The organism is Ensifer sp., assembly GCF_035999185.1.
Classification (GTDB): Bacteria; Pseudomonadota; Alphaproteobacteria; order Rhizobiales; family Rhizobiaceae; genus Ensifer.
In genome coordinates this window covers 41,201-63,224 of sequence record NZ_DASYHB010000101.1, presented here as the reverse complement: position 1 = coordinate 63,224, position 22,024 = coordinate 41,201, and the positions used below count along the sequence as shown (strand labels likewise).

General features: G+C 63.1%; 23 protein-coding genes. 11 read left to right on the top strand and 12 right to left on the bottom strand.

The window, feature by feature from the left end; genetic code table 11:
- Window positions 1-33: 33 nt before the first annotated feature.
- Together VGO04_RS10920 and VGO04_RS10915 are read left to right on the top strand one after the other, a co-directional pair.
- Complete coding sequence (locus VGO04_RS10920) at window positions 34-1,569, top strand: HAMP domain-containing sensor histidine kinase (RefSeq protein ID WP_327495977.1); 1,536 nt, start codon at window positions 34-36, stop codon at window positions 1,567-1,569.
- Window positions 1,570-1,572: 3 nt separating this feature from the next.
- A complete protein-coding gene (locus tag VGO04_RS10915; protein WP_327495976.1) occupies window positions 1,573-2,127 on the top strand; it encodes a GNAT family N-acetyltransferase in 555 nt (184 codons plus the stop codon).
- Here VGO04_RS10915 and VGO04_RS10910 read toward each other — a convergent pair.
- Entirely contained in the window at window positions 2,120-2,533 is a 414-nt protein-coding gene (locus VGO04_RS10910; protein WP_327495975.1) for a diacylglycerol kinase, read from the bottom strand. The two genes, VGO04_RS10915 and VGO04_RS10910, sit on opposite strands and share 8 nt — an antisense overlap.
- Before the next feature lie 228 nt (window positions 2,534-2,761).
- On the bottom strand, window positions 2,762-3,778 hold the full coding sequence (gene cobT, locus VGO04_RS10905; protein ID WP_327495974.1) for a nicotinate-nucleotide--dimethylbenzimidazole phosphoribosyltransferase: 1,017 nt from the start codon (window positions 3,776-3,778) through the stop codon (window positions 2,762-2,764).
- 262 nt (window positions 3,779-4,040) lie between these two features.
- Here cobT and VGO04_RS10900 point away from each other — a divergent pair, with 262 nt between their 5' ends.
- Genes VGO04_RS10900 through VGO04_RS10890 form a run of 3 tightly spaced genes read left to right on the top strand, consistent with a single transcriptional unit; the run spans window position 4,041 to window position 5,785 of the window.
- Window positions 4,041-4,829, top strand: a complete 789-nt coding sequence (locus VGO04_RS10900; protein ID WP_327495972.1) for an adenosylcobinamide-GDP ribazoletransferase — start codon at window positions 4,041-4,043, stop codon at window positions 4,827-4,829.
- Window positions 4,830-4,865: 36 nt separating this feature from the next.
- A complete protein-coding gene (locus VGO04_RS10895; RefSeq protein WP_327495971.1) occupies window positions 4,866-5,087 on the top strand; it encodes a DUF1289 domain-containing protein in 222 nt (73 codons plus the stop codon).
- On the top strand, window positions 5,084-5,785 hold the full coding sequence (locus VGO04_RS10890; protein ID WP_327495970.1) for a TIGR02281 family clan AA aspartic protease: 702 nt from the start codon (window positions 5,084-5,086) through the stop codon (window positions 5,783-5,785). The genes VGO04_RS10895 and VGO04_RS10890 overlap by 4 nt, the downstream gene beginning before the upstream one ends.
- Window positions 5,786-5,825: 40 nt before the next feature.
- Here the strand turns inward: VGO04_RS10890 and VGO04_RS10885 are convergent, their stop codons facing one another.
- From VGO04_RS10885 to VGO04_RS10850, 8 genes are all read right to left on the bottom strand, one after another.
- Window positions 5,826-6,587, bottom strand: coding sequence for an ABC transporter permease (locus VGO04_RS10885; RefSeq protein WP_327495969.1), 762 nt, complete (start codon window positions 6,585-6,587; stop codon window positions 5,826-5,828).
- Entirely contained in the window at window positions 6,584-7,510 is a 927-nt protein-coding gene (locus VGO04_RS10880) for an ABC transporter ATP-binding protein (RefSeq protein ID WP_327495968.1), read from the bottom strand. Before VGO04_RS10880 ends, VGO04_RS10885 begins: the two co-directional genes overlap by 4 nt.
- Before the next feature lie 105 nt (window positions 7,511-7,615).
- Window positions 7,616-8,101, bottom strand: a complete 486-nt coding sequence (locus VGO04_RS10875) for a YeeE/YedE family protein (RefSeq protein WP_327495967.1) — start codon at window positions 8,099-8,101, stop codon at window positions 7,616-7,618.
- Window positions 8,098-8,505 carry a YeeE/YedE family protein gene (locus VGO04_RS10870; protein ID WP_327495966.1) on the bottom strand — a complete coding sequence of 136 codons (408 nt, stop codon included), beginning with the start codon at window positions 8,503-8,505 and terminating at the stop codon, window positions 8,098-8,100. The genes VGO04_RS10875 and VGO04_RS10870 overlap by 4 nt, the downstream gene beginning before the upstream one ends.
- A complete protein-coding gene (locus VGO04_RS10865) occupies window positions 8,502-8,834 on the bottom strand; it encodes a metalloregulator ArsR/SmtB family transcription factor (RefSeq protein WP_327495965.1) in 333 nt (110 codons plus the stop codon). The genes VGO04_RS10870 and VGO04_RS10865 overlap by 4 nt, the downstream gene beginning before the upstream one ends.
- Window positions 8,835-9,469: 635 nt before the next feature.
- On the bottom strand, window positions 9,470-10,720 hold the full coding sequence (locus VGO04_RS10860; RefSeq protein ID WP_327495964.1) for an extensin family protein: 1,251 nt from the start codon (window positions 10,718-10,720) through the stop codon (window positions 9,470-9,472).
- Between the two features lie 311 nt (window positions 10,721-11,031).
- Entirely contained in the window at window positions 11,032-11,586 is a 555-nt protein-coding gene (locus tag VGO04_RS10855; RefSeq protein WP_327495963.1) for a Kazal-type serine protease inhibitor domain-containing protein, read from the bottom strand.
- Window positions 11,587-11,933: 347 nt separating this feature from the next.
- On the bottom strand, window positions 11,934-13,748 hold the full coding sequence (locus tag VGO04_RS10850) for a methyl-accepting chemotaxis protein (RefSeq protein WP_327495962.1): 1,815 nt from the start codon (window positions 13,746-13,748) through the stop codon (window positions 11,934-11,936).
- A gap of 272 nt (window positions 13,749-14,020) precedes the next feature.
- Between VGO04_RS10850 and VGO04_RS10845 the strand changes: the two genes are divergently transcribed.
- From VGO04_RS10845 to VGO04_RS10835, 3 genes are all read left to right on the top strand, one after another.
- The gene (locus VGO04_RS10845) at window positions 14,021-14,410 is read left to right on the top strand and encodes an acyl-CoA thioesterase (protein ID WP_327495961.1); all 390 of its coding nucleotides are present in this window, start codon (window positions 14,021-14,023) and stop codon (window positions 14,408-14,410) included.
- 24 nt (window positions 14,411-14,434) lie between these two features.
- Window positions 14,435-15,025, top strand: coding sequence for a hypothetical protein (locus VGO04_RS10840; RefSeq protein ID WP_327495960.1), 591 nt, complete (start codon window positions 14,435-14,437; stop codon window positions 15,023-15,025).
- A gap of 158 nt (window positions 15,026-15,183) precedes the next feature.
- A complete protein-coding gene (locus VGO04_RS10835) occupies window positions 15,184-15,819 on the top strand; it encodes a TerC family protein (protein ID WP_327495959.1) in 636 nt (211 codons plus the stop codon).
- Window positions 15,820-15,920: 101 nt separating this feature from the next.
- On the opposite strand, the gene VGO04_RS10830 is transcribed toward VGO04_RS10835, so the two are convergent.
- A complete protein-coding gene (locus VGO04_RS10830) occupies window positions 15,921-16,274 on the bottom strand; it encodes a DMT family protein (protein ID WP_327496018.1) in 354 nt (117 codons plus the stop codon).
- A gap of 487 nt (window positions 16,275-16,761) precedes the next feature.
- Between VGO04_RS10830 and VGO04_RS10825 the strand changes: the two genes are divergently transcribed.
- Window positions 16,762-17,205 (top strand): TIGR02594 family protein, encoded by a 444-nt coding sequence (locus VGO04_RS10825; RefSeq protein ID WP_327495958.1) that lies wholly within the window; start codon window positions 16,762-16,764, stop codon window positions 17,203-17,205.
- A gap of 68 nt (window positions 17,206-17,273) precedes the next feature.
- Here the strand turns inward: VGO04_RS10825 and VGO04_RS10820 are convergent, their stop codons facing one another.
- Complete coding sequence (locus VGO04_RS10820; protein ID WP_327495957.1) at window positions 17,274-17,786, bottom strand: GNAT family N-acetyltransferase; 513 nt, start codon at window positions 17,784-17,786, stop codon at window positions 17,274-17,276.
- A gap of 249 nt (window positions 17,787-18,035) precedes the next feature.
- Here VGO04_RS10820 and VGO04_RS10815 point away from each other — a divergent pair, with 249 nt between their 5' ends.
- A complete protein-coding gene (locus VGO04_RS10815; RefSeq protein WP_327495956.1) occupies window positions 18,036-19,790 on the top strand; it encodes an adenylate/guanylate cyclase domain-containing protein in 1,755 nt (584 codons plus the stop codon).
- A 6-nt stretch (window positions 19,791-19,796) separates the two neighbouring features.
- Window positions 19,797-21,968, top strand: a complete 2,172-nt coding sequence (locus VGO04_RS10810; RefSeq protein ID WP_327495955.1) for an adenylate/guanylate cyclase domain-containing protein — start codon at window positions 19,797-19,799, stop codon at window positions 21,966-21,968.
- The last annotated feature ends 56 nt before the right edge of the window (window positions 21,969-22,024 follow it).

The following is a 22,024-nucleotide window of genomic DNA, read 5'->3' as shown; positions in this document are numbered from 1 at the left end:
CTTCAACGCAACCGCAACCCGTCGCATATGAGCATGAGTATCGCTGCAAGCACATCGACCGATAAGATTATCGTCGACAAATCGCGAAGCCATCGGAACAAAGCCGTTTCGAGGACGGTCCGCGCAACGCGCGAGCGCCTGCAATCAGGCTCGTCCGTGCCTTCGGGCTTCGAGCGCGAAATGCTTAACCTCTACGTCGATTCCGCTTTGCATGGCGCGATCGTCGTGCCGGTGCTCGTTGCCATAATCGCGGCAGTCGGCATCTATCTCTCGGGCAATCTCGGCTTCGTCCTCTGGGCCCTGATGACCTTGTCGGCCCATGCCGTCACGCTGTTCTTCGCACGGAAGGCGCGCAAGGAAGACTTCAGTGCCGAAAAGGTTCCGGTTTGGCGACGCCGTTTCCTCCTCGGCCAGGTGCTGATGGGCCTCTGCTGGGCAACCTTCATCGCCCAGGACTGCGCAAGCTGCGGCAGTGTCAGGCTCGGCTTCTTCGACGGTACCGTGCTGCTCGTGGCGCTTGCCGCGACCGCCATGGGCACCTTCCTCTTGCGCAATGCGCTGCTCTACACGTTCGCCCCGGTGGTCGCCGCCCTTGCCTTTGCGTCATTGGCGACGGGCGACCCGGTCTACATGGGCCTTACGGGCGTGATTTCGCTGTCACTGCTCTTCCTGGTCCTCATGACCGACCGAATGAACCGTGCGAGCGTGCACATCCTCTCCGTCCAATCGGAAAAGGACGACCTGATCGCGGAACTCGAGGTGGCAAAATCGATGTCGGACGAAGCCCGCCGTCGTGCCGAAGAAGCAAACCTTGCCAAGTCCCGCTTCCTCGCCTCCATGTCGCACGAGCTGCGCACGCCGCTGAACGCCATTCTCGGCTTCTCCGAGGTCATGTCGACCGAAGTCCTCGGTCCGCTCAGCAATCCGACCTACAAGGAATATACCAACGACATCCATCGTTCGGGCGAGCACCTCTTGAACCTCATCAACGAGATTCTCGACCTGTCGCGCATCGAAGCCGGCCGCTACGACCTCAATGAGGACGCCGTCAGCCTCGTCGATATCGCCGAAGACTGCATCGGCATGGTGCAGCTCAAGGCCCGCGCCAAGAGCATCACCATCCATCAGCAATTCGAACTCGGCATGCCCTCGGTCTGGGTCGACGAAAAATCGATGCGCCAGGTCATTCTCAACCTGCTCTCGAACGCGGTGAAGTTCACCAGCACCGGCGGCGAGGTCACGTTCAAGGTCGGCTGGACTGCGGGCGGCGGTCAGTATCTGTCGATCAAGGACAACGGCCCCGGCATTCCAGAGGAAGAGATCCCGATCGTCCTTTCGGCCTTCGGCCAGGGCTCGATCGCCATCAAGAGCGCCGAACAGGGCACCGGCCTCGGCCTGCCGATCGTCCAGGCCATTCTCGCCAAGCACAATGGCGAGTTCATCCTGCGCTCGAAACTGCGGGAAGGCACCGAAGCAATCGCCATTCTTCCCGCGCGCCGCGTGCTCGAAAGCCTGCCGGCGATCGAGGATGTGGCTGCGCCCGTGCGCCGCCGCAAAAGCTTCGCCTGATCAATGCAGATCGAAACGCCGCGGCTCTTCCTCCGCCCCTGGCAAGAGCGCGACATCGCGCCGTTCGCCGTTGCCAATGCCGACCCGGAAGTCCGTCGCTACTATTATCCTTCCGTCCTCACGCACACGGAGACGAGGACGATGATCGCCGACTGTGACCGGCATCTCGGCAAACACGGCTTCGGTTTTCTCGCCGTCGAGCGGAAAACCGATGGCGCACTCATCGGCGGCCTTGGACTTTCAACCGCAGGCGACGAAATTCCAGGCGGCCCGCATGTCGAAATCGGCTGGATCTTCGCCCGCCCCTATTGGCGGCAGGGATACGCTCTCGAGGCTTCCGCCGCGTGCCTCAGCCATGCATGGTCGACGCTCGGGCTTGCCGAAGTCATCGGCTACACCTCGCGCATCAACCACCCCTCGCGGGCGCTGATGGGGAAACTGGGCATGCGATCGGATCCGACCGAGGATTTCGACGATATCACGGTGCCCGAGGGCAACCCGTTGCGCCCGCACGTGCTCTACCGGATCAAGGCTGTGGCCTCAGACCCGATCAGTTGAGGAAGCCGTCGACGATGACGACGTAGCCGGCATAGACGGCGTTGGCGACGATCAGGCAGAGGCAGGCGAAGGAACCGAGATCCTTGGCGTTCTTGCCCATTTCCGAAATCTCTGGCGAGACGCGGTCGACGATCTCCTCGATCGCCGTGTTGAGCGCTTCGAAAGCCATCATCAACAGGAAGAGGATCGCCATCGCCACATACTGGAAGAAGTTGGCGCCGACGATGATGAACGCGGCCATCGCAACGGCAAAAGCGATCAGCTCGTGGCGGAAAGCCGCCTCGCCGATCAGACGCTTCGCCCCGCCGAGCGAATAGCTGGCAGCGGCAAAGAGGTGCCGAATTCCGGTCTGCTTCTGGACAGGACCTGCCTGTCCGATGCGGTGCGTGGTGTTCTTGGCGTCCATTTCTTCTCGACTGGGCTTTCAACTGCGCAAGCTTCGACATCTTTATTGAGGCGAATGCAAGGCGTTTGCGGTTGCAGGTGCCCTCGACAAGTACTTAGGGCGTGCAGATGCGCTTGGATAGGCGAGAAGGTCGCATGCTTCAAGGCCCGTCGCACGCCCGGATGGGCGGCGCGACAGGCTTTGGACAGCAATTGGCGGGGCCTTCTTCAGGTCCCGACCGTTTCTTGATCACTGCTTGTTGCTGACGCCGGCCTGGGCAAAGGTCGCCATGCCGCTATGGCAGGCGGCCGCCGCCTTGACGATGCCGGCGGCAAGGGCTGCCCCCGTGCCCTCGCCGAGCCGCATGCCGAGCGCGAGCAGCGGCGTCTTGCCGAGCTTCTCGATGGCGCGGATATGGCCGGGTTCGCCCGAGACATGTCCGATCAGGCAATGGTCGAGCGCTGCCGGGTTGGCCGCCTTCAGGATAGAGGCGGCAGCGGTCGCCACATAGCCATCGATGATGACGGGCACCCTTTGCATCCGCGCCGCCAGGATGGCACCGGCCATAGCCGCGATCTCACGGCCGCCGAGGCGGCGCAGGAGTTCAAGCGGATCGGACAGATGGTCGCGATGCAGCGCAACCGCCTTTTCGACGGCCGCGATCTTGCGCTTGAGCACGTCGCCTTCCGAACCGGTGCCCGGACCGACCCACTCCTCAGCGGTGCCGCCATAAAGGCCGAGATTGATCGCCGCTGCGATGGTCGTGTTGCCGATGCCCATCTCGCCGATGCAGAGCAGATCCGTGCCGCCGGCGACCGCTTCCATGCCGAAGGCCATGGTTGCCGCGCAGTCACGCTCCGACAGCGCCGCTTCCTCGGTGATGTCGCCGGTCGGGTATTCCAGCGCCAGGTCGAAGACCTTGAGACCGAGATCGTGGCTGACACAGATCTGGTTGATCGCCGCACCACCGGCTGCAAAATTCTCGACCATCTGCGCCGTCACGGACGAAGGAAAAGGCGTAACGCCCTGGCGCGTGACGCCGTGATTGCCGGCAAAGATCGCCACCAGCGGCCGGTTGACGGCCGGCGCCTTGCCCGTCCAGGCGGCAAGCCAGAAGGCGATTTCCTCAAGACGACCGAGTGCTCCCGGCGGCTTCGTCAATTGTGCGTCGCGTTCCCGCGCCGCGACAAGTGCTGCCGCATCCGGCCCCGGCAGGTTGCGCAACAATTCGCGGAAATCATCAAACGGCAGGCCGCTGGCACTCATCGGGGGGAATCCTTGCATGATCGTGAAGTCTATCTACGCCCCTCATAAAGGCCGCCGAATATTCGGGCAACGGCATTTGCGCCACACCGCGTCGCCGAAGCATGATCGTCGGCATGCCGAACGATTCGATGTGTCAGATCCGGCAGACCGGCCATGACGGATGTGCGGCTGTCCGCGCACGTCTCACTCGCTTCTTGCGAAACGTGATCCGGTCAGCAACGTTGGGGAAGGCTCCGAATTCGGCCGATCTTGTGGGTGATAAATGAGTTTCATAGGCGATTTCTGCGACGATGTGGCCCGCTCTATCGGGTTCCTCAGCCGCCTCCCAATGCCGGCGCGCCACTTTGTCGGTTACGATGGGCGGCTCAGTCGGGCGGTGCGCGCCTTCCCGCTTGCCGGGCTTCTGATCGCCTCGCCATCCGCAACGATTGCCGCCGCGCTGATTGCGCTGCAGGTGAGTTCGCTCTTTGCCGCCTTCGTCGTCGTCGCCATCCAGGCGCTTGTCACCGGCGCGCTGCATGAGGACGGGCTCGGCGACACCGCGGACGGCCTTGGTGGCGGGCGCGACCGGGATGCGGCGCTTGATATCATGAAGGACAGCCGTATCGGCACCTATGGCGCCGTCGCGCTCATTCTCTCCTTCGGCCTGCGTGTGTCCGCACTCGCCTCCATCCTACCGCTCTTCACCCCGCTTGGGGCCGGCATGGTGGTGCTCGCCGCGGCCACCCTCAGCCGCGCGACCATGGTCTGGCACTGGGCGCGCCTGCCGCCGGCAAGGACCGGTGGTGTCGCAGCCGCGGCCGGCGAGCCCGAGCCGGGCGCAACGCGCTTCGCCCTCGCCTTCGGCCTGGTCGCCGCAATGCTGCTTTTCTACTTCGCCAAGGTGCCGGCCCTTGGGTTGATTGCAACGCTCGTCGCCTGTTTCCTGGCCGTCAAGGGCTTCGGCCGGATCGTTGCCCGCAAGATCGGCGGCCATACCGGCGACACGATCGGAGCGACACAACAATTGACGGAAATCGCCGTCCTTGGCGCCCTTGCGCTGACGGTTTGAAAGATCGATATATTCTGGGTTAAACAGAGCAACGCCATGAAATCTCCCTGCATTCTCGTCTGTTCGATCGATGACAAGACCGGCTACTGTTTCGGCTGCGGCCGCACGCGCGACGAAGTCGGCAAGTGGTCGCTCTACACGGACTCCGAGCGCGACATCATCATGGATGCCCTGCCTGCCCGCCTCGACATCATCGAGCGCAAACCGCGGCGCGAAACCCGCCGCAGCCGGATGGCTCGGGAACGCGACCAAGCATGAAGCGCCTTGCCATTCTACTCTCCATCCTAGCAATCGGCCTCATTCTGCTCGTCATCAATCATGACGCCGGCCGCACCATGGGCCTTGCCAACGACGACTTCGGACAGCTGGTGTCGCTTGGCGCCATTGCGACGCTCATCGGCGCCGGCGTCCTCCAGAGCCGCCGGCGTTTCGGCGAAGGGCTGCGTCAGGTCGCCCTCTGGCTCTTCATCGTGCTCGCCCTCGTCTCGGCCTATGTCTACCGCTTCGAGCTTGAAGGCTTCGGCAACCGCGTGCTCGCGGGCCTCATTCCCGGCCGCGCCACCGTCATCACCGACAGCGAAGGCCAGCAGGAAGTGGTGCTGCAGAAGATGCTGAACGGTCACTTCGAAACCGCCGCCACGGTCGATGGCAAGGAGATCAGCATGCTGGTCGACACCGGCGCCAGCAGCATTGCGCTCACGTACGAGGACGCGGAAAAGATCGGCCTCGATCCGGCCAACCTCAACTATATCGTGACGGTGATGACCGCGAACGGCAGGGCGCAGGCAGCACCCGTCATGCTCCAGGAAATTTCCATCGGCCCGATCACCCGCCGCAACATCGGCGCGACGGTCGCCGCCAAGGGCAAGCTCGACCAGAGCCTGCTCGGTATGAGCTTCCTCTCGACGCTTGAAATCCTGCAGATGCGCACCGACGAGCTCAGGCTGCGCGACTGACCGCCTGAACGGCCAATCACGCCACTTTACGCATCAGCCGTCAGTTTCTGAGCCTGTACCCGGTGCGGAAGATCCAGGTCAGCACCGACATGCAGATTGTCAGGAAGGCGAGGATGATCACGGCGCTGATGACCGGATTGACGTCCGACACTTCAAAGAAGCTCCAGCGGAAGCCGCTGATCAGGTAAAGCACCGGGTTGAAGTGGCTGACCGCCTGCCAGAAAGGCGGCAGCATCTTGATCGAATAGAAACTGCCGCCGAGAAAGACGAGCGGCGGGATCACCAGCATCGGGATCAGGTTCAGCTGCTCGAAATCCTTGGCCCAGATGCCGATGATGAAGCCGAACAGGCTGAAGGAAATCGCCGTCAGCACGAAGAAGAAGACCATGACGAAGGGATGGGCGATCGACAGGTCCACGAACAGCGACGCCGTCAAAAGGATGATCGTGCCGATCATCAACCCCTTGGTCGCCGCCGCCCCGACATAGCCGAGCACGATCTCGAGCATCGACACCGGCGAAGACAGGACCTCGTAGATCGTGCCGGTGAACTTCGGAAAGTAAATGCCGAAGGAGCCGTTGCCGATGCACTGCGTCAAGAGCGTCAGCATCATCAGGCCGGGCGTGATGAAAGCGCCGTAGGAAACGCCGTCGATCTCCTGTATGCGCCCGCCGATCGCCGCGCCGAAGACGATGAAATAGAGCGAGGTGGAGATAACCGGCGAGACAACGCTCTGCAGCAAGGTGCGCCGGGTGCGCGCCATCTCGAAGAAATAGATCGACTTGATCGCTTCGATGTTCATCGCCCTGCCCCCACGATTTCAACGAAAATGTCTTCCAGCGAGCTCTGGCGCGTGGAAATGTCCTTGAGCCGGATGCCGGCTTCCGCGAGTGCGGCCAGAAGCGTGGTAATCCCGGTTCGCTCGGCACTGGTGTCGTAGTCGTAGATCAGGCAATGGCCGTCTCCCTCCAGCGTCAGATTGTAGCTCGACAGCGCTTCGGGAACGCCGTCCATCGGGTGGGCAAGATCAACCCTCAGCTGCTTGCGGCCAAGCTTCGACATCAGCGCCGCCTTGTCTTCCACCAGCAGGATTTCGCCACCGTTGATGACGCCGATGCGGTCGGCAATTTCCTCGGCCTCTTCGATGTAATGGGTCGTCAGGATAATCGTGACGCCAGACGCGCGTAGCCGTTCGACGACCTCCCACATGCTCTTGCGAAGATTGACGTCAACGCCGGCGGTGGGTTCGTCAAGGAAAAGCACCCGCGGCTCGTGCGACAGCGCCTTGGCAATCAGCACGCGCCGCTTCATGCCGCCCGAGAGCTCGCGCAGCATGTTATCCTTCTTGTCCCAGAGCGACAGGTCCTTCAGCACCTTCTCGATATGGCCAGGGTTCGGCTTCTTGCCGTGCAGCCCGCGGGAGAAGGTGACAGTATTCCACACGGTCTCGAAGGCATCTGTCGTCAGTTCCTGCGGCACGAGCCCGATCATGGAACGGGTTTCGCGGAAGTCGCGCACCACGTCATGGCCACCGACCTTCACTGTGCCACCGCTCGGATTGACGATGCCGCAGATGATCGAGATCAGCGTCGTCTTGCCGGCGCCGTTCGGGCCGAGCAGCGCAAGAATTTCGCCTTCCTCGATGTCCAGGCTGACGCCCTTCAGCGCCTTGAAACCGGAAGCATAGGTCTTCGACAGATTGGAAACGGATACGATGGGCGCCATGAAAGGGATCCGGAAACGGGGGCGGAGTCGTGAGGTCCCGCCCTATATGGGACAATTCGTTCCGATTTGCAGCCAGCTGGAATGAAAAAACTAGATGACTGTTCGTCAACGCGGCTGAGACAGCCGCGTCTCGGCGCTTGCCCCGCCGGGCTGCTGCACCGTGACCTTGCGATCCACCAGCCGGTCATGGATGAGCATCCCGATGACCATCGCGGCCACGAACAGTATCGTCGCCGGAAGCCCGAGCGACAGCGACGCGAGCGCCGGCCCGGGGCAAAGCCCGACCAGCCCCCAGCCGATACCGAATATCGCCGAGCCTGCGATCAGCCGACCGTCGATCGTGCGGTGGGCGGGCAAGTGAAAGATCGTATCGAACAACGGATGCTTCAGCCGACGGGTGACAAGCACGCCAAGTGCTGACACCAAGACCGCACCGCCAAGCACGAAGGCGAGGCTCGGATTCCAATTGCCGGTGATATCCAGAAAGGCACGAACGCGGGCGGGATCAAGCATGCCGGAGAGCGAAAGGCCAAATCCGAAGACGACGCCGGAGACGAGCGTCGCTGCGAGGCGTAACAAGGCACTGTTCATCCGACGTATCCAGCAACGAAGACCGTGGCGATCGCGGCGGCCATGAAGGTGGCAACCGCGGCGATCGAGCGGCGCGAGAGCCGCGCCAGCCCGACGACGCCATGGCCGCTGGTGCAGCCGGAGCCCATGCGCGAACCAAAACCGACCAGCAGGCCGCCCGCCACCAGCAGCGGCCAGGAGGATGTGACCGTTACGGATGGCCACGCGCCGAAAAGGAGGCGAAACACCAAGGGCCCGGCCATCAGTCCCAGCACGAACAGCGCGCCTGAAGCCACCTGCACGCCTTGCAAAAGGCGTCCGGCGATTCCGCTGATCCCGGCGACCCGACCGTTTGCCAGCATCAGGATCGCCGCCGAGAGACCAATCAACAGCCCACCCGCAAGCGCATTCCCGTATTCACTCATGCTTTTGAACCGTCCCGACAGAAGATTTGATAGACCGCGCCGACGAGACGCGCGACCTTGTCGTGGCTGAGCCGGTAGAAAACCTGCTTGGCCTGCCGACGGGTCGAGACAATGCCGGCATCGCGAAGCACCGTCAATTGCTGTGAAAGCGTCGGCTGGCGGATGCCGAGCGTCTCCTCCAGCGCTGCCACCGCATGCTCACCTTCCAAAAGCGCGCTGACGATCAACAGCCGATTGCGGTTGGCGAGCGTCCTCAGGACCTTCGAAACCTCTGCGGCATGTTCCGCCATGTCGGTGCGCACGCCGGGAAATTGCATTACAGTTCCCATTCCTTCCTCCTGTCACCACCAAGGAGTGTGCGGAGCCCCCAATGCTTGCAGCGGCCCAACAGGTACTACCCAAAATTGTTATACAAGATAATATAATATCGTATTACTTATTATAAAACCAGATGAAACTGGCAACACGGGTCCGCTCGCGACAATTCCCCGATGTCGCCAACCTGGAAAATAATATAGACAATTCAATATTTTAAAATGAAACCGCGCGCGCGACAAAATCGCCATATTTGGGGCAACCGATCGGAAGGGCTAAACGGAATCCAAAACCTACGGTATAGTGGGCATCTATCGTTGCGGCGCGCAGAGCATCTGGGTCGCCCCAAGAACGAACGGATTCCGGCCACGAACGAGGAAAAGCCGCCCGTCATGGCGTCGGTGTTCAAGCAGCCGGCGAAGGATCTCTGAAGTTACGCCCCAAATGTGCGCTGCTGTCACGAAACCGTGATGCTCTTGAAGCACCTTGCTTGGCGCGGGCCGCAACATCGCCCTTTGATTTGCACTCGTGATTTGCACACCGGAGCCTCCCCCCTTTTGCTCCGGTTGTTGGGCCGGCATCCCCGCCGGCCTCTTTTTTTGCCGGCTTGCGATCTTTCATAGCCGGCAGAGGAAAATGCGATGACCGCTCAATCGCAGTGGCGATAGCCGGTCTTGCGGGTTCTCAGGTCGAAGTGGAAATGGTCCTTGTGGAAGGGATCGCTGCCCGGGCCGAGTACGGTGTTGAAATACTTGCAGCTGTCCGAGCGCACGGCCTTCAACAGCCCCTTTTCGCGGAAGGCAAAGAAACCCGGTTTGCGTACGTCGATTTCCTTGCCGTTCTTCAGCACGAACTTGCCGACGTCGATGGCGTTGCCGCGCGCATGCTCCGACATCGGGTTGCCGCGGCGCGAGTTCATCGTACGGCAGGAGTAGCCGCCGAGCGGCTTGATCGTCTTGACGCCGGACCAGTAGCGATAGCGCGATGACGGCGCGAGTTCGTACTTCACCCACTTGGCAAAGGCTTCGGTGACCTGGCAGTTCAGCTTCACGGCTGGCTGCACGCCAATGCCGCCGGAAAGGCCGCTGAGCTCGATCGGATAGTCGATGCCGCAGGATGGCCCGTTGCTGATTCGCGGGACGTCGCGGAACTGGACGCCGAGCTTCTTCAGGCGCTGTCGGCAGGCGATCTCGGAGCCTGGCATCTCGCCGGTGTAGTCAGGCGTCGACATCGGGTTGCGCACCCGAGGCAACATGGCGACTTGCTGTGGCTCCTGTGCACGCTCAGCCGCGCGCTGCTCTTCCATCGCGCGGGCGCGTTGCGCCTCTTCGGCAGCTGCCTTCTCGGGCGAGAGCGGCGGCAGGTCGGGGTCGTAGCCGATGTTCGCCTCCACCGGTTGCGCGTCCATCGTGCCGCCGAGCTGGCGGACGTTCTCCTCACCGATCCCGCCCACCACCGGCTGGCTGACATTGCCTTCGGCAATGTCGTTGCTCTGTTCTTCCGCCAGCCCGACGACGGGTTGGCCGACGCCGAGCATGGCGTCCATGTTGACGCCTTCCTCGGGAACGGACATCGAGCCGGCACCCGCCGGCTGGGCGCCGGAGGAAACCGCCTCGTCGCTGTCAATCATCGGAAGAGCCCGGCGCGCCGGCTGGCGCGGCTGCGTCGCTACGACCTGTTGCGGATTGCTCTGAAACGTCGAGGCTTGCGTCGCGACGGGATAGGCGGCCACTTCGTTTTCCGGAACCGCATCGACAGGCACGGGCCCGATCGATCCGACGCGAGCGCCGCCATCGATCCGGCCAGGTGGCGACAGCGCGTCATCGGTCGAACAGGCCACAAGCGAAAGGGACAGAACCAGTGCCGTCAGTGGGCGATGGAGACGAGTGACATACGCCATACCGAACTGCGCCTTCCTCCGGGCGACCAGGAACCGTCGCCATCATCACCCCGCCGCCCCTGCAGCGCGCGCCTTCAACCGACGCATGATCACTGCAGCAGTTTGATTTGCTGCCTTCCGGCTGCGTCGCAAAATGGGCGCAACGGCTAAAAGGCCTGATTTCGAGGGCATTTTATTCAAATACGGTAAACGAAGCCTTGCCGCCGCCACCCACAAATGGGGATGGGTTGCGGCGGGCGCCGGCCGAACAAAAAGAAGCCCGCGTCCTTGCCGGACGCGGGCTTCGATGTTTGGGCTCAGTCCTCAGGACCTTAGCGGCACTCGCCCCGGTGGATGATCTGGAAGCCGGCGCCGCCCGCTTCGCAAGAGTTCGAGAAGGTCTCGATACGGCTGCCGCGCTGGCCGCAAACCGGCGCATATTCGCGGGTGCAGAACTGGCCTTCGGAAGGACGGTCATCCTCACGACGGCATTCGCCGCGGCCGATCACCTGGAAACCTTCAGAGCGTGCCTGGCAGGCATTCGAGAAGGTCTGCGTGCGGCGGCCGCGCTGGCCGCAGACCGGGTTGTAATCCATGGTGCAGGCCTGCGGCTCGCGATCCGGCGGACGGTAGTCCGGGCGGCACTCGCCGCGGTGGATGACGCTGAAGCCGTCGGCACGCGCCTGGCAGGAATTCGGGAACGTGCGCATGCGATTGCCGCGCTCGCCGCAAACCGGCGCATATTCCATGGTGCAAGCCGCCGGTGGGCGGATCGGACCCGGTCCAGGGCGCGGCTCGTCGACGACGACCGTGCAGGCAGACAGAAAGCCGAGCGCCAGCATCAGCGCGGCGATCGGACGGGTCAGGAGAAGTTTGAGAAGTGTCATCGATGTCCCCTAGCGCATGTTTCCTTTGATCGTAGCCGATGAAAGGACAAGAACATGCAACGATACAAAGTGCTACAGCGTCCCTCGCGCATCCGATCGGACGCGTCGCTGCAGTGTGCGGCCGGCAACCGGAGCGACGCCCCGCACGTTACCGCCCGCATCTGGCCTATCTATCCCGAGTTGAGCCGACGTCAAGACCGAGCAGTCCGCAGCCCACCGCAACCGTGGATAGGGATCGGACACTTCGGCTGCGATTCTTGCGAAAGCGTTGCGATCGGCCCCCGCCGGTCAAAAAAAGACCCGCGCGGCGCACCGCACGGGCCTTGTTCAACAAATGATGACGCAGCTCAGGCGGCGCGGCCGTAGGCCGAATGCGACACCGAGGATTGCAGCCGGAACTTCGTCAGCAGCGACTTCAACTCGCGGCTTTCGGCGGCCAGGGTCTGGCTCGCCGCCGTCGTTTCCTCGACCATGGCCGCGTTCTGCTGGGTCATCTGGTCCATGCTGTTGACGGCGACATTGACCTCCTGCAGCCCGGTCGCCTGCTCACGCGCGGCGGTCGCGATCGACGCCACCTGCTCGTTGACCCGGTTGACCAGCGTTTCGATCTCCGTCAGCGCTTCGCCGGTCGAGCGGACCAGCTGGACGCCGGCACCGACCTCGCGCACGGAAGCGCCGATCAGCTCCTTGATCTCCTTGGCGGCACCCGCCGAGCGCTGCGCCAGCTCGCGCACTTCCTGCGCGACGACCGCAAAGCCGCGTCCGGCCTCACCGGCACGGGCCGCCTCGACGCCGGCGTTCAGCGCCAGAAGGTTGGTCTGGAAGGCGATCTCGTCGATCACCCCGATGATCTGACCGATCCGGCCCGAGGAACTCTCGATCCGGCCCATGGCGTCGATGGCGTTGCGCACGATATCGCCAGACTTGGCAGCGCTCGTCTTGGTTTCGTTGACCATGTCGCGCGCTTCGGTCGCGCGCTCGGAGGCATGGCGCACCGTCGAGGTGATCTCGTCAAGGGCGGCTGCCGTCTCTTCGAGTGCGGCCGCCTGCTGCTCGGTGCGGCGCGAGAGATTGTTTGCCGCTTCGGAAATATCACCCGCGCTGGCGGTGACGATTTCGGTCGAGTGCGAGATCGAGACGATGACATCGCGCAGTGCCGCAACGGCGGTGTTGAAATCCTGCTTCAGCTTGCCGTACTCCGGCGCGATATGGCCGATCTCGGCGGTGAGATCGCCGCTTGCCAGAAGCTCGAGCGCGGCACCAACGGTGTCCATCGCATCCGCCTGCGCTTCCGCCGTTGCGCGATGGCGCTGCTCGTTGCCGCGGCGCTCCTGGTCGAGCCGCTCCTGCTGCTCGGATTCGCGCGAGCGCAGCTCCAGCCGCTCCCGAACGGAGTCGCGCAGCACGACCAGAACCTTGGCCATCTGGCCAATCTCGTCGCCACGGTCGGTTTCCGGCACTTCGGAGGACAGATCCTCGTCGGCGATCGCCCGCATCGAGGCCTTCAGCTTTTCGACCGGCTTGACGACGCTGCGCACGATCGCAAGGGCTGCCATCAGGATGGCAAGGGCTGCGGCCGCAAGGATGCCCGCAACCTGCCATGCGCGCTCGCGGAACATCGCCGCCAGATCATCCGCATAGACGCCCGTGCCGACGACCCAGCCCCAGGGCTTGAAGCCAGCGACGTGCGAGTATTTCAGCACCGGCGCGTCGGCACCCGGCTTCGGCCAGTAGTAATCGACGAAACCCTGGCCGCTCTTTTCGACGGTTTTCACGAACTCGACGAAGAGATGCTTGCCGTTGGGATCCTTGTTTTCGGAGAGGTCCTTGCCGTCGAGCTCGGGCTTGATCGGATGCATGACCATCGTCGGATGCATGTCGTTGACCCAGAAATAGCCGTTGCCCTGATAACGCATCGCCTTGATCGCTTCGAGCGCGCGCTTTTGCGCCTCCTCGCGCGAAAGCGTGCCGGCCACTTCCAGCTTGTGATAGGCGTCGAATACCGAGACTGCGTTCTCGTCCATCGCCGCGAGCATCGCCTTGCGTTCGCCGACCAGCTTGTCCTGCGCCTGGAACAGGCCGAAAGTCAGCGCCGCCGCCATCGTCAAAAGCGCAAATGCCACCAGCGCGTAAAGCCGCGCCGAGATCCTGAATTTCTTCATTGCCATTCCCCTGCCCTCCGGCGCCTGAAGCGCCGCCCCAAAAGCCTGGCTGCCAGCGGCATGGCCGACGGGCAATCCAGGAGTTTGCAGGTTAGAAGGAGGTCTTTGCAAAGCTCCTAACAACCGATCCCTAAAATTGATATTTCTCAATTACCCCTGCGAAAGTCTAAGAGGCCGGCGCGCGCAAGGCGGCCCTTATTTGTGCAACGGCAGGTCTTCCCTCCGCAGCGACGCTCGGGTTACATCTTTCGACAAACAGGGAGATAGGCTGTATGACCGAACAGACCAGACCGACCGGCGAACTGACCTTGCGCACGCTCGCCATGCCCGGCGACGCCAATGCGGCCGGCGATATCTTCGGCGGCTGGGTCATGGCGCAGATGGACCTTTCCTGCGGCATCCGCGCCGCCGAGCGCGCCCGCGGGCGCGTGGTCACCGCCGCGGTCAAGGAAATGGCCTTCGCGCTTCCTGTCAAAATCGGCGACACGCTCTGCATCTACACCGATGTCGTGGCGGTCGGGCGGACCTCGATGACACTCAAGGTCGAGGCGTGGGCGCAGCGTTATCTTTCGCATCTGATGGAAAAGGTGACCGACGCGATCTTCGTCATGGTCGCCCTCGACGAAAACGGCAAGCCGAAGCCGGTTCCACCGGAAGAATAGGCTGGCAGAAATAGGATTGAGACCATGGATCCTGCCCAGACCGACCCGGAGATCTTCTCGCATATCCGCGTCGTCATGGGCATGGTCGTCAGCTTGAGCCTGGCGCGGCTGCTCAGCGGCCTCGCCCTCTTCGTGCAGCATCCGGGCAAGACCCGCGTCTACTGGATCCACCTTGGCTGGGTCCTGTTCATGTTCGTCTTCCTCGTGCACTTCTGGTGGTGGGAGTTCCACCTGCACGCGCTCACTGTCATCGACGTCAGCGTCTACCTCTTCGTCATCCTCTATTGCTGCGTCTTCTTCTTCCTCTGCGTGCTCCTGTTCCCGACCACGCTCGACGACTACAGCGACTACGAACACTATTTCATGTCACGCCGTGCCTGGTTCTTCGGCTTCCTGGCGCTGGCCTTTGCCGTCGACCTCATCGATACCGCGCTGAAGGGCAAACAGTATTTCGCCTCCTACGGTCTCGAATATCCGGCCCGCAACGCAGCCTATATTCTCTTGTGCATTGTCGCCGCCTGGACGTCGAACCGGCGCTTTCATGCAGCTTTCGTCGTGGTAGCTGTCCTTTACCAGCTGATCTGGATGTATCGGGCTTTCGACCTTCTCGACTGACGCTTACACGGACGCAACGGCGCGCACGGACAGGCTGACCTTCCTCGACCAAGTGCTGCGGATTTCTGCCAAGCTGTCTTGATCCGTGGACGAGGCAGTGCTTTATCCGTTAGTCATATCTGAATCTCTCATCATGCAGGTCGGGGGACTGTAGCATCATGGAAATCTTTACCGCCGCCGGTCTGGCAGCGCTTCTCCAAGTCATCGTCATCGACCTCGTTCTGGCCGGCGACAACGCGGTCGTCATCGGCCTTGCCGCGGCAGGACTGCCGACCGAGCAGCGCAAGAAGGTCATCCTCGTCGGCATCATCGCGGCCACCGTGCTGCGTATCGCGCTCGCCAGCGTCACGGTGCAGCTGCTCGAAATCATCGGCCTCCTGCTCGCCGGCGGCATTCTGCTGTTGTGGGTGTGCTGGAAGATGTGGCGCGAAATCCGCGAACAGCAGGCAGCGCACGCGGCAGGCGAAGGCGGCGCGGCCAGCAACGCACCGCAGAAGACCTTTATGCAGGCGGCCATCCAGATCGTCGTCGCCGACATATCGATGTCGCTCGATAACGTGCTCGCAGTCGCGGGTGCTGCGCGCGAACATCCGACGATCCTGGTGATCGGCCTTGCCCTTTCGATCGCCATGATGGGCGTTGCCGCCGGCTTCATTGCCCGGCTGCTCAACCGCTACCACTGGATCGCCTATATCGGTCTCGCCATCATCCTCTATGTCTCGCTCGACATGATCTATCGCGGTTCCCTGGAGGTCTGGCCGCATGTCGCGCCGACCGTCGCAGCAATGCTCTGACGGCGGCGCAACGACTGCAAACCACCGGTAATGGAAAAGGCAGGGTCTTGGCCCTGCCTTTTTTGTTGCGTCAATCTTTGCGGCTCCAGTGACTGGGCGTCTTACCCCTTGAAGATGAAGGACGCGCCCGCGGCGATCAGCGCGAAGCCAACCAGATGGTTCCAGCCGATCGACTCCTTCAGCCAGAAGACCGAGAAGGCGGCGAAAACCAGGAGCGTGATCACCTCCTGCATCGTCTTCAGCTGGGCTGCGGAATAGACCTGGTGGCCGATGCGGTTGGCGGGCACCGCCAGGCAGTACTCGAAGAAGGCAATGCCCCAACTGGCGGCGATCGCCATGTAGAGCGGCGATGACGTGTATTTCAGGTGCCCGTACCAGGCAAAGGTCATGAACACGTTGGAGATGAGAAGCAGGAGGATAGGCCAGAGATAGGCTGGATTGACGGTGAATGGCATGAGAAACCTCGGCGCGCGAATCGTGCCGAGACGATGCGCCGTTGTCGCGCCGCCATGCAAGTCCTCCTCCTTCGCCATCGCCGCTCACCAACCGTCTACAAGCCCGCGACGGTCGACATTTTCGCAGTTTCTAACGTCGATTCGCCGTCAGTCGCTCAGCTATTTCGGCACTTAGCAATCCCCGCCCTAATAATTTACGGGTTTTGCCACAATTTTGCACCGGCGCATGGTGAATGAAGCTTTGCTGCCCGACGGGGCAGACAGGGGAATACCACACTTCGAAACGGCAGTTGCCGTGAAGCTGGCTCCGCGTTTTGACGCGGTTCGCCGACGTGCCCGATGCGGCGTTTCTGAACGCCTGCACGCGCGCGCCCGCTGATATCTCCCCGCCCAACATTGGAAACCGTTGAGCAACCGGGTGCCATGCCGGCGATTGCCAGGCCGCCCCGACCGTTCGCACCAAGCAACTAGTCAAGGAGTCCTGACCATGAAGGTCCTGGCGATTCTTGCGGCTGCCTATGTCGCGCTCCTAACACCCGACTTCGCCAATGCGGGCATGCTTGCCCAGGCGCAGCAATACAAGGGCCTCCACGAGGTCAAGAACAACAAGACCCTGCGCGCAGCGCTCGGCATCAATCCGGCACGCACCCCCTGGTGTGGCCATTTCATGGGCATGGTTGCCCGCAAGGCCGGGCGCAGTCCGCCGCAGAGCTTCGGCTTCGCCCGTTCGTGGCTGCGCTTCGGCGCACCTGTGAAGCTTGCCTATGCGCGCCCCGGCGACGTTGTCGTCGTGCGCACCGGCCGGGGCTATCACGTCGGCATCCTGTCCATGCTGTCGAAATCGACGGCCCAGCTGATCGGCGGCAACCAGTCCGGCGGCGTCCGGGTCTCGCAGTTCGCGCGCGGCCAGGTGGTCGCCATCAGGCGGTAGCGCAGCCCAAGACCGCTGCCGAACGAGCGTCTTTCAGTGCCGGCTTTCCGGGAGGGTGGCGCGCGTCCTCAAAGGACCAGCTGCATGGCGCAGCGCCTTTCAGGCGGAAGCCCATGCGCCGCTTCATTCGCCAGGATCTGCGCGAGCCGCGTGTCCAGTTCGTCAGGGGCAAGCGTCACGAAGCCGAGCTTGCGGTAAAAGCGTTCGTTCCAGGCCAGCTCCAGGAACGTCGTCAGCGTCAGCGCCGCGAGCGATGTCGCGCGCGCATGCATGATCGCGGCGAGCATCAAAGTGCGCCCAAGCCCCTTCCCCTGATACTCGCTGAGCACAGCAAGCTGCCAGATGTGCAGGGCATCTCCGGCAACGGCAGCACACAGGAAACCGGTCGGCCGGTCAGACGCATCGACCACGACCACGGATAGCCCCGTTTTCAGGAAATCCCGATGCGCGTCCTCCGATTGCACGTCATCGTCGGCAATCCAGGCAAGCTCCGGAACTGTGCGGAACACCGCGCCGGAGGACCGTTCAATGTCGGGAAGAAGAGCGAGGTCGCTTTCGCGTGCGGGTCGAATCAGGGGCATGGTGGCGACATCCTACTGCATGTGTCCTTCGATCGTAGCCGATTGCCGGACAAAAACTGCAGCAAATCAAAGTGCTATAGCGACTTTGCGCATCCGTCAGCACGCGCCAAGGACAGCGCCACGTCGGCCCCGCCGCCACAGCCGCGATCGTCAGCGACCCTATCCCGGCAATTTAGGCTTCTCCACTTTTCTAATTTAAGTTACGCTTAATTTCCGTCTGACCAGATGCCGCGGGAGGGGCCCGCCCCCTTGGAACGGAAGCTTGCCGTGATCCTAGCTGCCGATGTCGCCGGCTACAGTCGCCTTGTCGCAGCCGACGAGGAAGGCGCGCTCGCAACGCTTGCGACCTATTTCGAGACCATTTCGGGCCTTGTATCCGAGCACGGAGGGCGCATCTTCGGTGCGGCCGGCGACAGCCTGGTCGCCGAATTCCAGAGCGCGGTGCAGGCTGTGCGCGCCGCAGTGGCGATCCAGCGAAACCTCGAGCGACGAAACACCGACCTTACGTCGGACCGGCGCATGGAATTCCGGATCGGCCTCAATCTCGGCGATGTCGTGATCGATGGCGGCAACCTGCTCGGCGACGGCGTCAACGTCGCCGCAAGGCTGCAGCAGATGGCCCAACCGGCGGAAATCTGCATTTCCGGCGCGTTGCACGGCCAGATCGAGGGCAAGCTCGAGTTTCCGATGAAACGGCTCGGTGAGCAGGCCCTCAAGAATATTCCGCGGCCGGTGCTGGTATACCGCGTCGGCTGGCGCGAGGATCCGGTGGGGCCGGACCTGCCCGGCACGCCGCTTGCCCTGCCCAGCAAGCCGTCTATCGCGGTGCTTCCCTTCATCAACATGTCCGGCGATCCCGAACAGGACTATTTCGCCGATGGGCTCACCGAGGACATCATCACCGCGCTGTCGCTCTACCGTTGGTTCTTCGTCATCGCGCGCAACTCGTCCTTTGCCTACAAGGGCCGCGCCCTCGACGCCAAGCAGATCGGCCGCGAGCTTGGTGTGCGCTACATCGTCGAGGGAAGCGTGCGCCGCGCCGGCTCGCACGTCCGCGTCACCGGCCAGTTGATCGAGGCGGAAACCGGCATTCACCTCTGGGCGCAGCGCTACGATCGCGAACTGGCCGACATCTTCGTGATACAGGACGAACTGACCCAGCATGTGGTCGCGGCAATCGAGCCGGAGATCCTGATCGGCGAAAACCGCCGCGCGCTCCTGCGCGGCACCGACAATCTGGACGCCTATGAGTGCCACATGCGCGGGACGCTGCTGCACAACGCCCAGGATTCGGCCGCCCACTTCGCCGAGGCGATCGACTGGCAGCGCCGCGCGATTGCGCTTGACCCCGATTTCGCACGCGCGCGCATGATGCTGGCCCGATCGCTCTACGCCCGCTGCTTCTTCGGCTTCAGCGACGATATCGACCGCGACAACAGCGAACTGCAGGTGGAGGCGACGCGCGCGCTGGCGCTCGAGGACCACGACCCTTACTCCCACTACGTCATGTGCCTTGCCAATTTCGGGGCGCGACGTCTGCATGCGGCCGTGTCGGAGGCCCAGCGCGCCGTCGATCTCAACCCCAATTTTGCCGTTGCCTACATGGCGCTTGGCTGGTCGCGCATCTATGTCGGTCGCTTCGCCGAGGCGCTGGAACCGCTCTACACGGCGCTGCGGCTGAGCCCGCACGATCCGCTGACCTACCTGTTCTTCAACCGCATCGCGCTCGCGCACTACCATCTGGGCAACTACGAGGAAGCGCTGCACCACGCCGAGCGGGCCTTGCTTCTTCGCCGTCCCTACTTCAACCTGATCGTGCTGATCGCCTGTCTCGGTCAGCTTGACCGTACCGAGGAGGCACGCCGGATCGTGCAGGAGGCCATTGCCAATGCGCCGGCCGACTTGCCGCGCTACTGGCGTATTCTCACGCCCTATGTCGACCCTGCGCACCACGCGCATTTCAACGACGGGCTCGCCAAGGCGGGCCTACCGATCGTGACGTAGGCCGCCATGACCCGCGCGCAGCTGTTCGGCGTCCTGATCGGCATGACGGTGGTGGCATTCTTCACGGTTCTGCGCGCCAACGATCCGCAGGTCTTGCGCCAGGCGCGCGATGTCACCTTCGACGAATACCAGCGCATCGCCCCGCGCCAGTTCGAGCCGATGCCGGTGAAGATCGTCGATATCGACGAGGCGTCGCTGCGCGAGCTCGGCCAGTGGCCCTGGCCGCGTGACCGGCTGGCGAAGCTGACAAACCGGCTCCAGGAGATGGGTGCGGCCGCGATCGCCTTCGACGTGCTCTTCGCCGAGCCGGACCGCCTGTCGCCGCGCACCGTCGTGCGCGATGTCGGCGGCGTCGATCCGTCCTTCATCGCGACCCTGCCCGACAATGACGAGATCTTTGCCGAAGCGATCCGCGACAAGCCGGTCGTGCTCGGCTTCGGCCTCACCAACGAGGGTAGCTACCTGCCGCCGGTCAAGGCTGGCTTTGCCTTTACCGGCGAAAACGCGATGGAAGCGCCGCCGCGCCTGCGCGCAGCAACGCCGATCCGCCCCCAGCTGGAAGCCAGCGCCGCAGCACTTGGCCATATCAGCCTCAATCCCGGCTCATCCTCGGCCGTGGTTCGGACCGCGCCACTGTTCTTAAGCCACGGCCAGCAGTTCTACCCAAGCCTGGCCATGGAGGCATTGCGGATCGCCCAGGGTGCCTCCACCTATGTGCTCGCCGCCGCCCCCGACGTTGCCAACACGCTGACTGCCGTCAAGATCGGCGACTTCGTCGTGCCGCTGATGGCGACCGGCGAAATCTGGCTCTATGTCACGCCGGATACCAGCGACCGCTACATTTCCGCCCGGCGCATCCTTGCCGACGGCGAGCCGTCGCCGGATGTGCGCGCTGGTATCGAGGGCAGCATCGTCTTCATCGGCACCTCGGCGGCAGGGCTGCAGGACGTGCGTACCACGGCGCTCGGGCAGAACGTTCCCGGCGTTTCGATCCATGCGCAGATCGTCGAGCAGATCCTCTCCGGCCACTATCTCGCCCGACCGGATTGGGCCGACGGTCTCGAAATCCTGTCGATCGCGCTCGCCGGCACGCTGCTCGTGCTGCTCACCACCTTCGTCAGCCCGATCGTCGCGCTCGTCTGCGGCCTGGCGGTCACGGCCCTCGCGCTCGTGGCTTCCTGGCTTGCCTTCTATTACGGCGGCCGGCTGTTCGACCCGCTCGCGCCGATCCTCGCCGCGTCGATCACCCATTTCTCGGCCACCGCCTTCCGCTTCCTCGTCACCGATCGCGAGCGCCGCGAGGTCCGTCAGGCCTTCGGCCGCTATCTCTCGCCGTCGCTGCTCTACCGCATCGAGCACACGCGCAATGCGCTGAGCCTGGGCGGCGACGACCGTGAGCTCACGGTCATGTTCGTCGACGTGCGCAGCTTCACCGAGATGAGCGAGCGCATGACGCCGACAGAGGTCGTCGCCTTTCTCAACACGCTGCTCGATGCGCTGAGCCGGCATGTGCTGGCCAATGAAGGCACGCTCGACAAGTTCATCGGAGATTCCATCATGGCCTTCTGGAATGCTCCGGTCGACGTCGCCAACCATCCGCAGAAGGCCGTCCGGGCAGCCCTTGGTATGCGCGAGACGCTGACCAGGCTCAATGCCGACAATGCCTTCGGCTTCGGGTCCGAGCACGAGGTCCGCATCGGCATCGGCATCCATACAGGGCTTGCCTGCGTCGGCAACATGGGCGCCGAAACGCGCTTCAACTATTCGGCGGTCGGCGACACCGTCAACATCGCCGCGCGCATCGAAGCGGCCTGCAAGGACGTCAATGTCGATATCCTGGTTTCGGAGGCGACTGCACAGGCGCTGCCGGACCATGCGATGCTCGATGCGGGCGCCCTTGGCCTCAAGGGCAAGACGACGCGAACCCGCGTGTTTGCCGTCGCCGGCGACGAAAGCCTCGCCGCGGCACCCGCGTTTCAGGAACTGCGCGTGCTGCACGATCGGCTCGTCCTGGCCCTGCGCTCACAATCGCAAACGAGCCGAGGCATCGTCAACGCGGCGAAACTGAAGGCGGCGGCGCTGTCGCCGGCCCTTGCCGGCCTCTACGCCCGGATCGGCCGTCGCGCGGACCACTTTGCCCAGGCGACCGACGAAAGCGCCAAGCGCCCCGCCGAATGAATTCCTTGCGGTGGGTCACATGCCAGATGAACAAACGGCCGCAGATTTCTGAAGAG

What these genes read in the sequence shown, in the direction of transcription:
- cobT (WP_327495974.1), bottom strand. Translation starts at nt 3,778, where the DNA reads ATGAGTGCCAGCGGCCTGCCGTTTGATGATTTCCGCGAATTGTTGCGC.
- VGO04_RS10845 (WP_327495961.1), top strand. Translation starts at nt 14,021, where the DNA reads ATGACCGAACAGACCAGACCGACCGGCGAACTGACCTTGCGCACGCTC.
- VGO04_RS10855 (WP_327495963.1), bottom strand. Translation starts at nt 11,586, where the DNA reads ATGACACTTCTCAAACTTCTCCTGACCCGTCCGATCGCCGCGCTGATG.
- VGO04_RS10910 (WP_327495975.1), bottom strand. Translation starts at nt 2,533, where the DNA reads ATGGACGCCAAGAACACCACGCACCGCATCGGACAGGCAGGTCCTGTC.
- VGO04_RS10820 (WP_327495957.1), bottom strand. Translation starts at nt 17,786, where the DNA reads ATGCCCCTGATTCGACCCGCACGCGAAAGCGACCTCGCTCTTCTTCCC.
- VGO04_RS10810 (WP_327495955.1), top strand. Translation starts at nt 19,797, where the DNA reads ATGACCCGCGCGCAGCTGTTCGGCGTCCTGATCGGCATGACGGTGGTG.
- VGO04_RS10890 (WP_327495970.1), top strand. Translation starts at nt 5,084, where the DNA reads ATGAAGCGCCTTGCCATTCTACTCTCCATCCTAGCAATCGGCCTCATT.
- VGO04_RS10835 (WP_327495959.1), top strand. Translation starts at nt 15,184, where the DNA reads ATGGAAATCTTTACCGCCGCCGGTCTGGCAGCGCTTCTCCAAGTCATC.
- VGO04_RS10885 (WP_327495969.1), bottom strand. Translation starts at nt 6,587, where the DNA reads ATGAACATCGAAGCGATCAAGTCGATCTATTTCTTCGAGATGGCGCGC.
- VGO04_RS10870 (WP_327495966.1), bottom strand. Translation starts at nt 8,505, where the DNA reads ATGAGTGAATACGGGAATGCGCTTGCGGGTGGGCTGTTGATTGGTCTC.
- VGO04_RS10850 (WP_327495962.1), bottom strand. Translation starts at nt 13,748, where the DNA reads ATGAAGAAATTCAGGATCTCGGCGCGGCTTTACGCGCTGGTGGCATTT.
- VGO04_RS10840 (WP_327495960.1), top strand. Translation starts at nt 14,435, where the DNA reads ATGGATCCTGCCCAGACCGACCCGGAGATCTTCTCGCATATCCGCGTC.
- VGO04_RS10915 (WP_327495976.1), top strand. Translation starts at nt 1,573, where the DNA reads ATGCAGATCGAAACGCCGCGGCTCTTCCTCCGCCCCTGGCAAGAGCGC.
- VGO04_RS10895 (WP_327495971.1), top strand. Translation starts at nt 4,866, where the DNA reads ATGAAATCTCCCTGCATTCTCGTCTGTTCGATCGATGACAAGACCGGC.
- VGO04_RS10860 (WP_327495964.1), bottom strand. Translation starts at nt 10,720, where the DNA reads ATGGCGTATGTCACTCGTCTCCATCGCCCACTGACGGCACTGGTTCTG.
- VGO04_RS10880 (WP_327495968.1), bottom strand. Translation starts at nt 7,510, where the DNA reads ATGGCGCCCATCGTATCCGTTTCCAATCTGTCGAAGACCTATGCTTCC.
- VGO04_RS10825 (WP_327495958.1), top strand. Translation starts at nt 16,762, where the DNA reads ATGAAGGTCCTGGCGATTCTTGCGGCTGCCTATGTCGCGCTCCTAACA.
- VGO04_RS10920 (WP_327495977.1), top strand. Translation starts at nt 34, where the DNA reads ATGAGTATCGCTGCAAGCACATCGACCGATAAGATTATCGTCGACAAA.
- VGO04_RS10830 (WP_327496018.1), bottom strand. Translation starts at nt 16,274, where the DNA reads ATGCCATTCACCGTCAATCCAGCCTATCTCTGGCCTATCCTCCTGCTT.
- VGO04_RS10900 (WP_327495972.1), top strand. Translation starts at nt 4,041, where the DNA reads ATGAGTTTCATAGGCGATTTCTGCGACGATGTGGCCCGCTCTATCGGG.
- VGO04_RS10865 (WP_327495965.1), bottom strand. Translation starts at nt 8,834, where the DNA reads ATGGGAACTGTAATGCAATTTCCCGGCGTGCGCACCGACATGGCGGAA.
- VGO04_RS10875 (WP_327495967.1), bottom strand. Translation starts at nt 8,101, where the DNA reads ATGAACAGTGCCTTGTTACGCCTCGCAGCGACGCTCGTCTCCGGCGTC.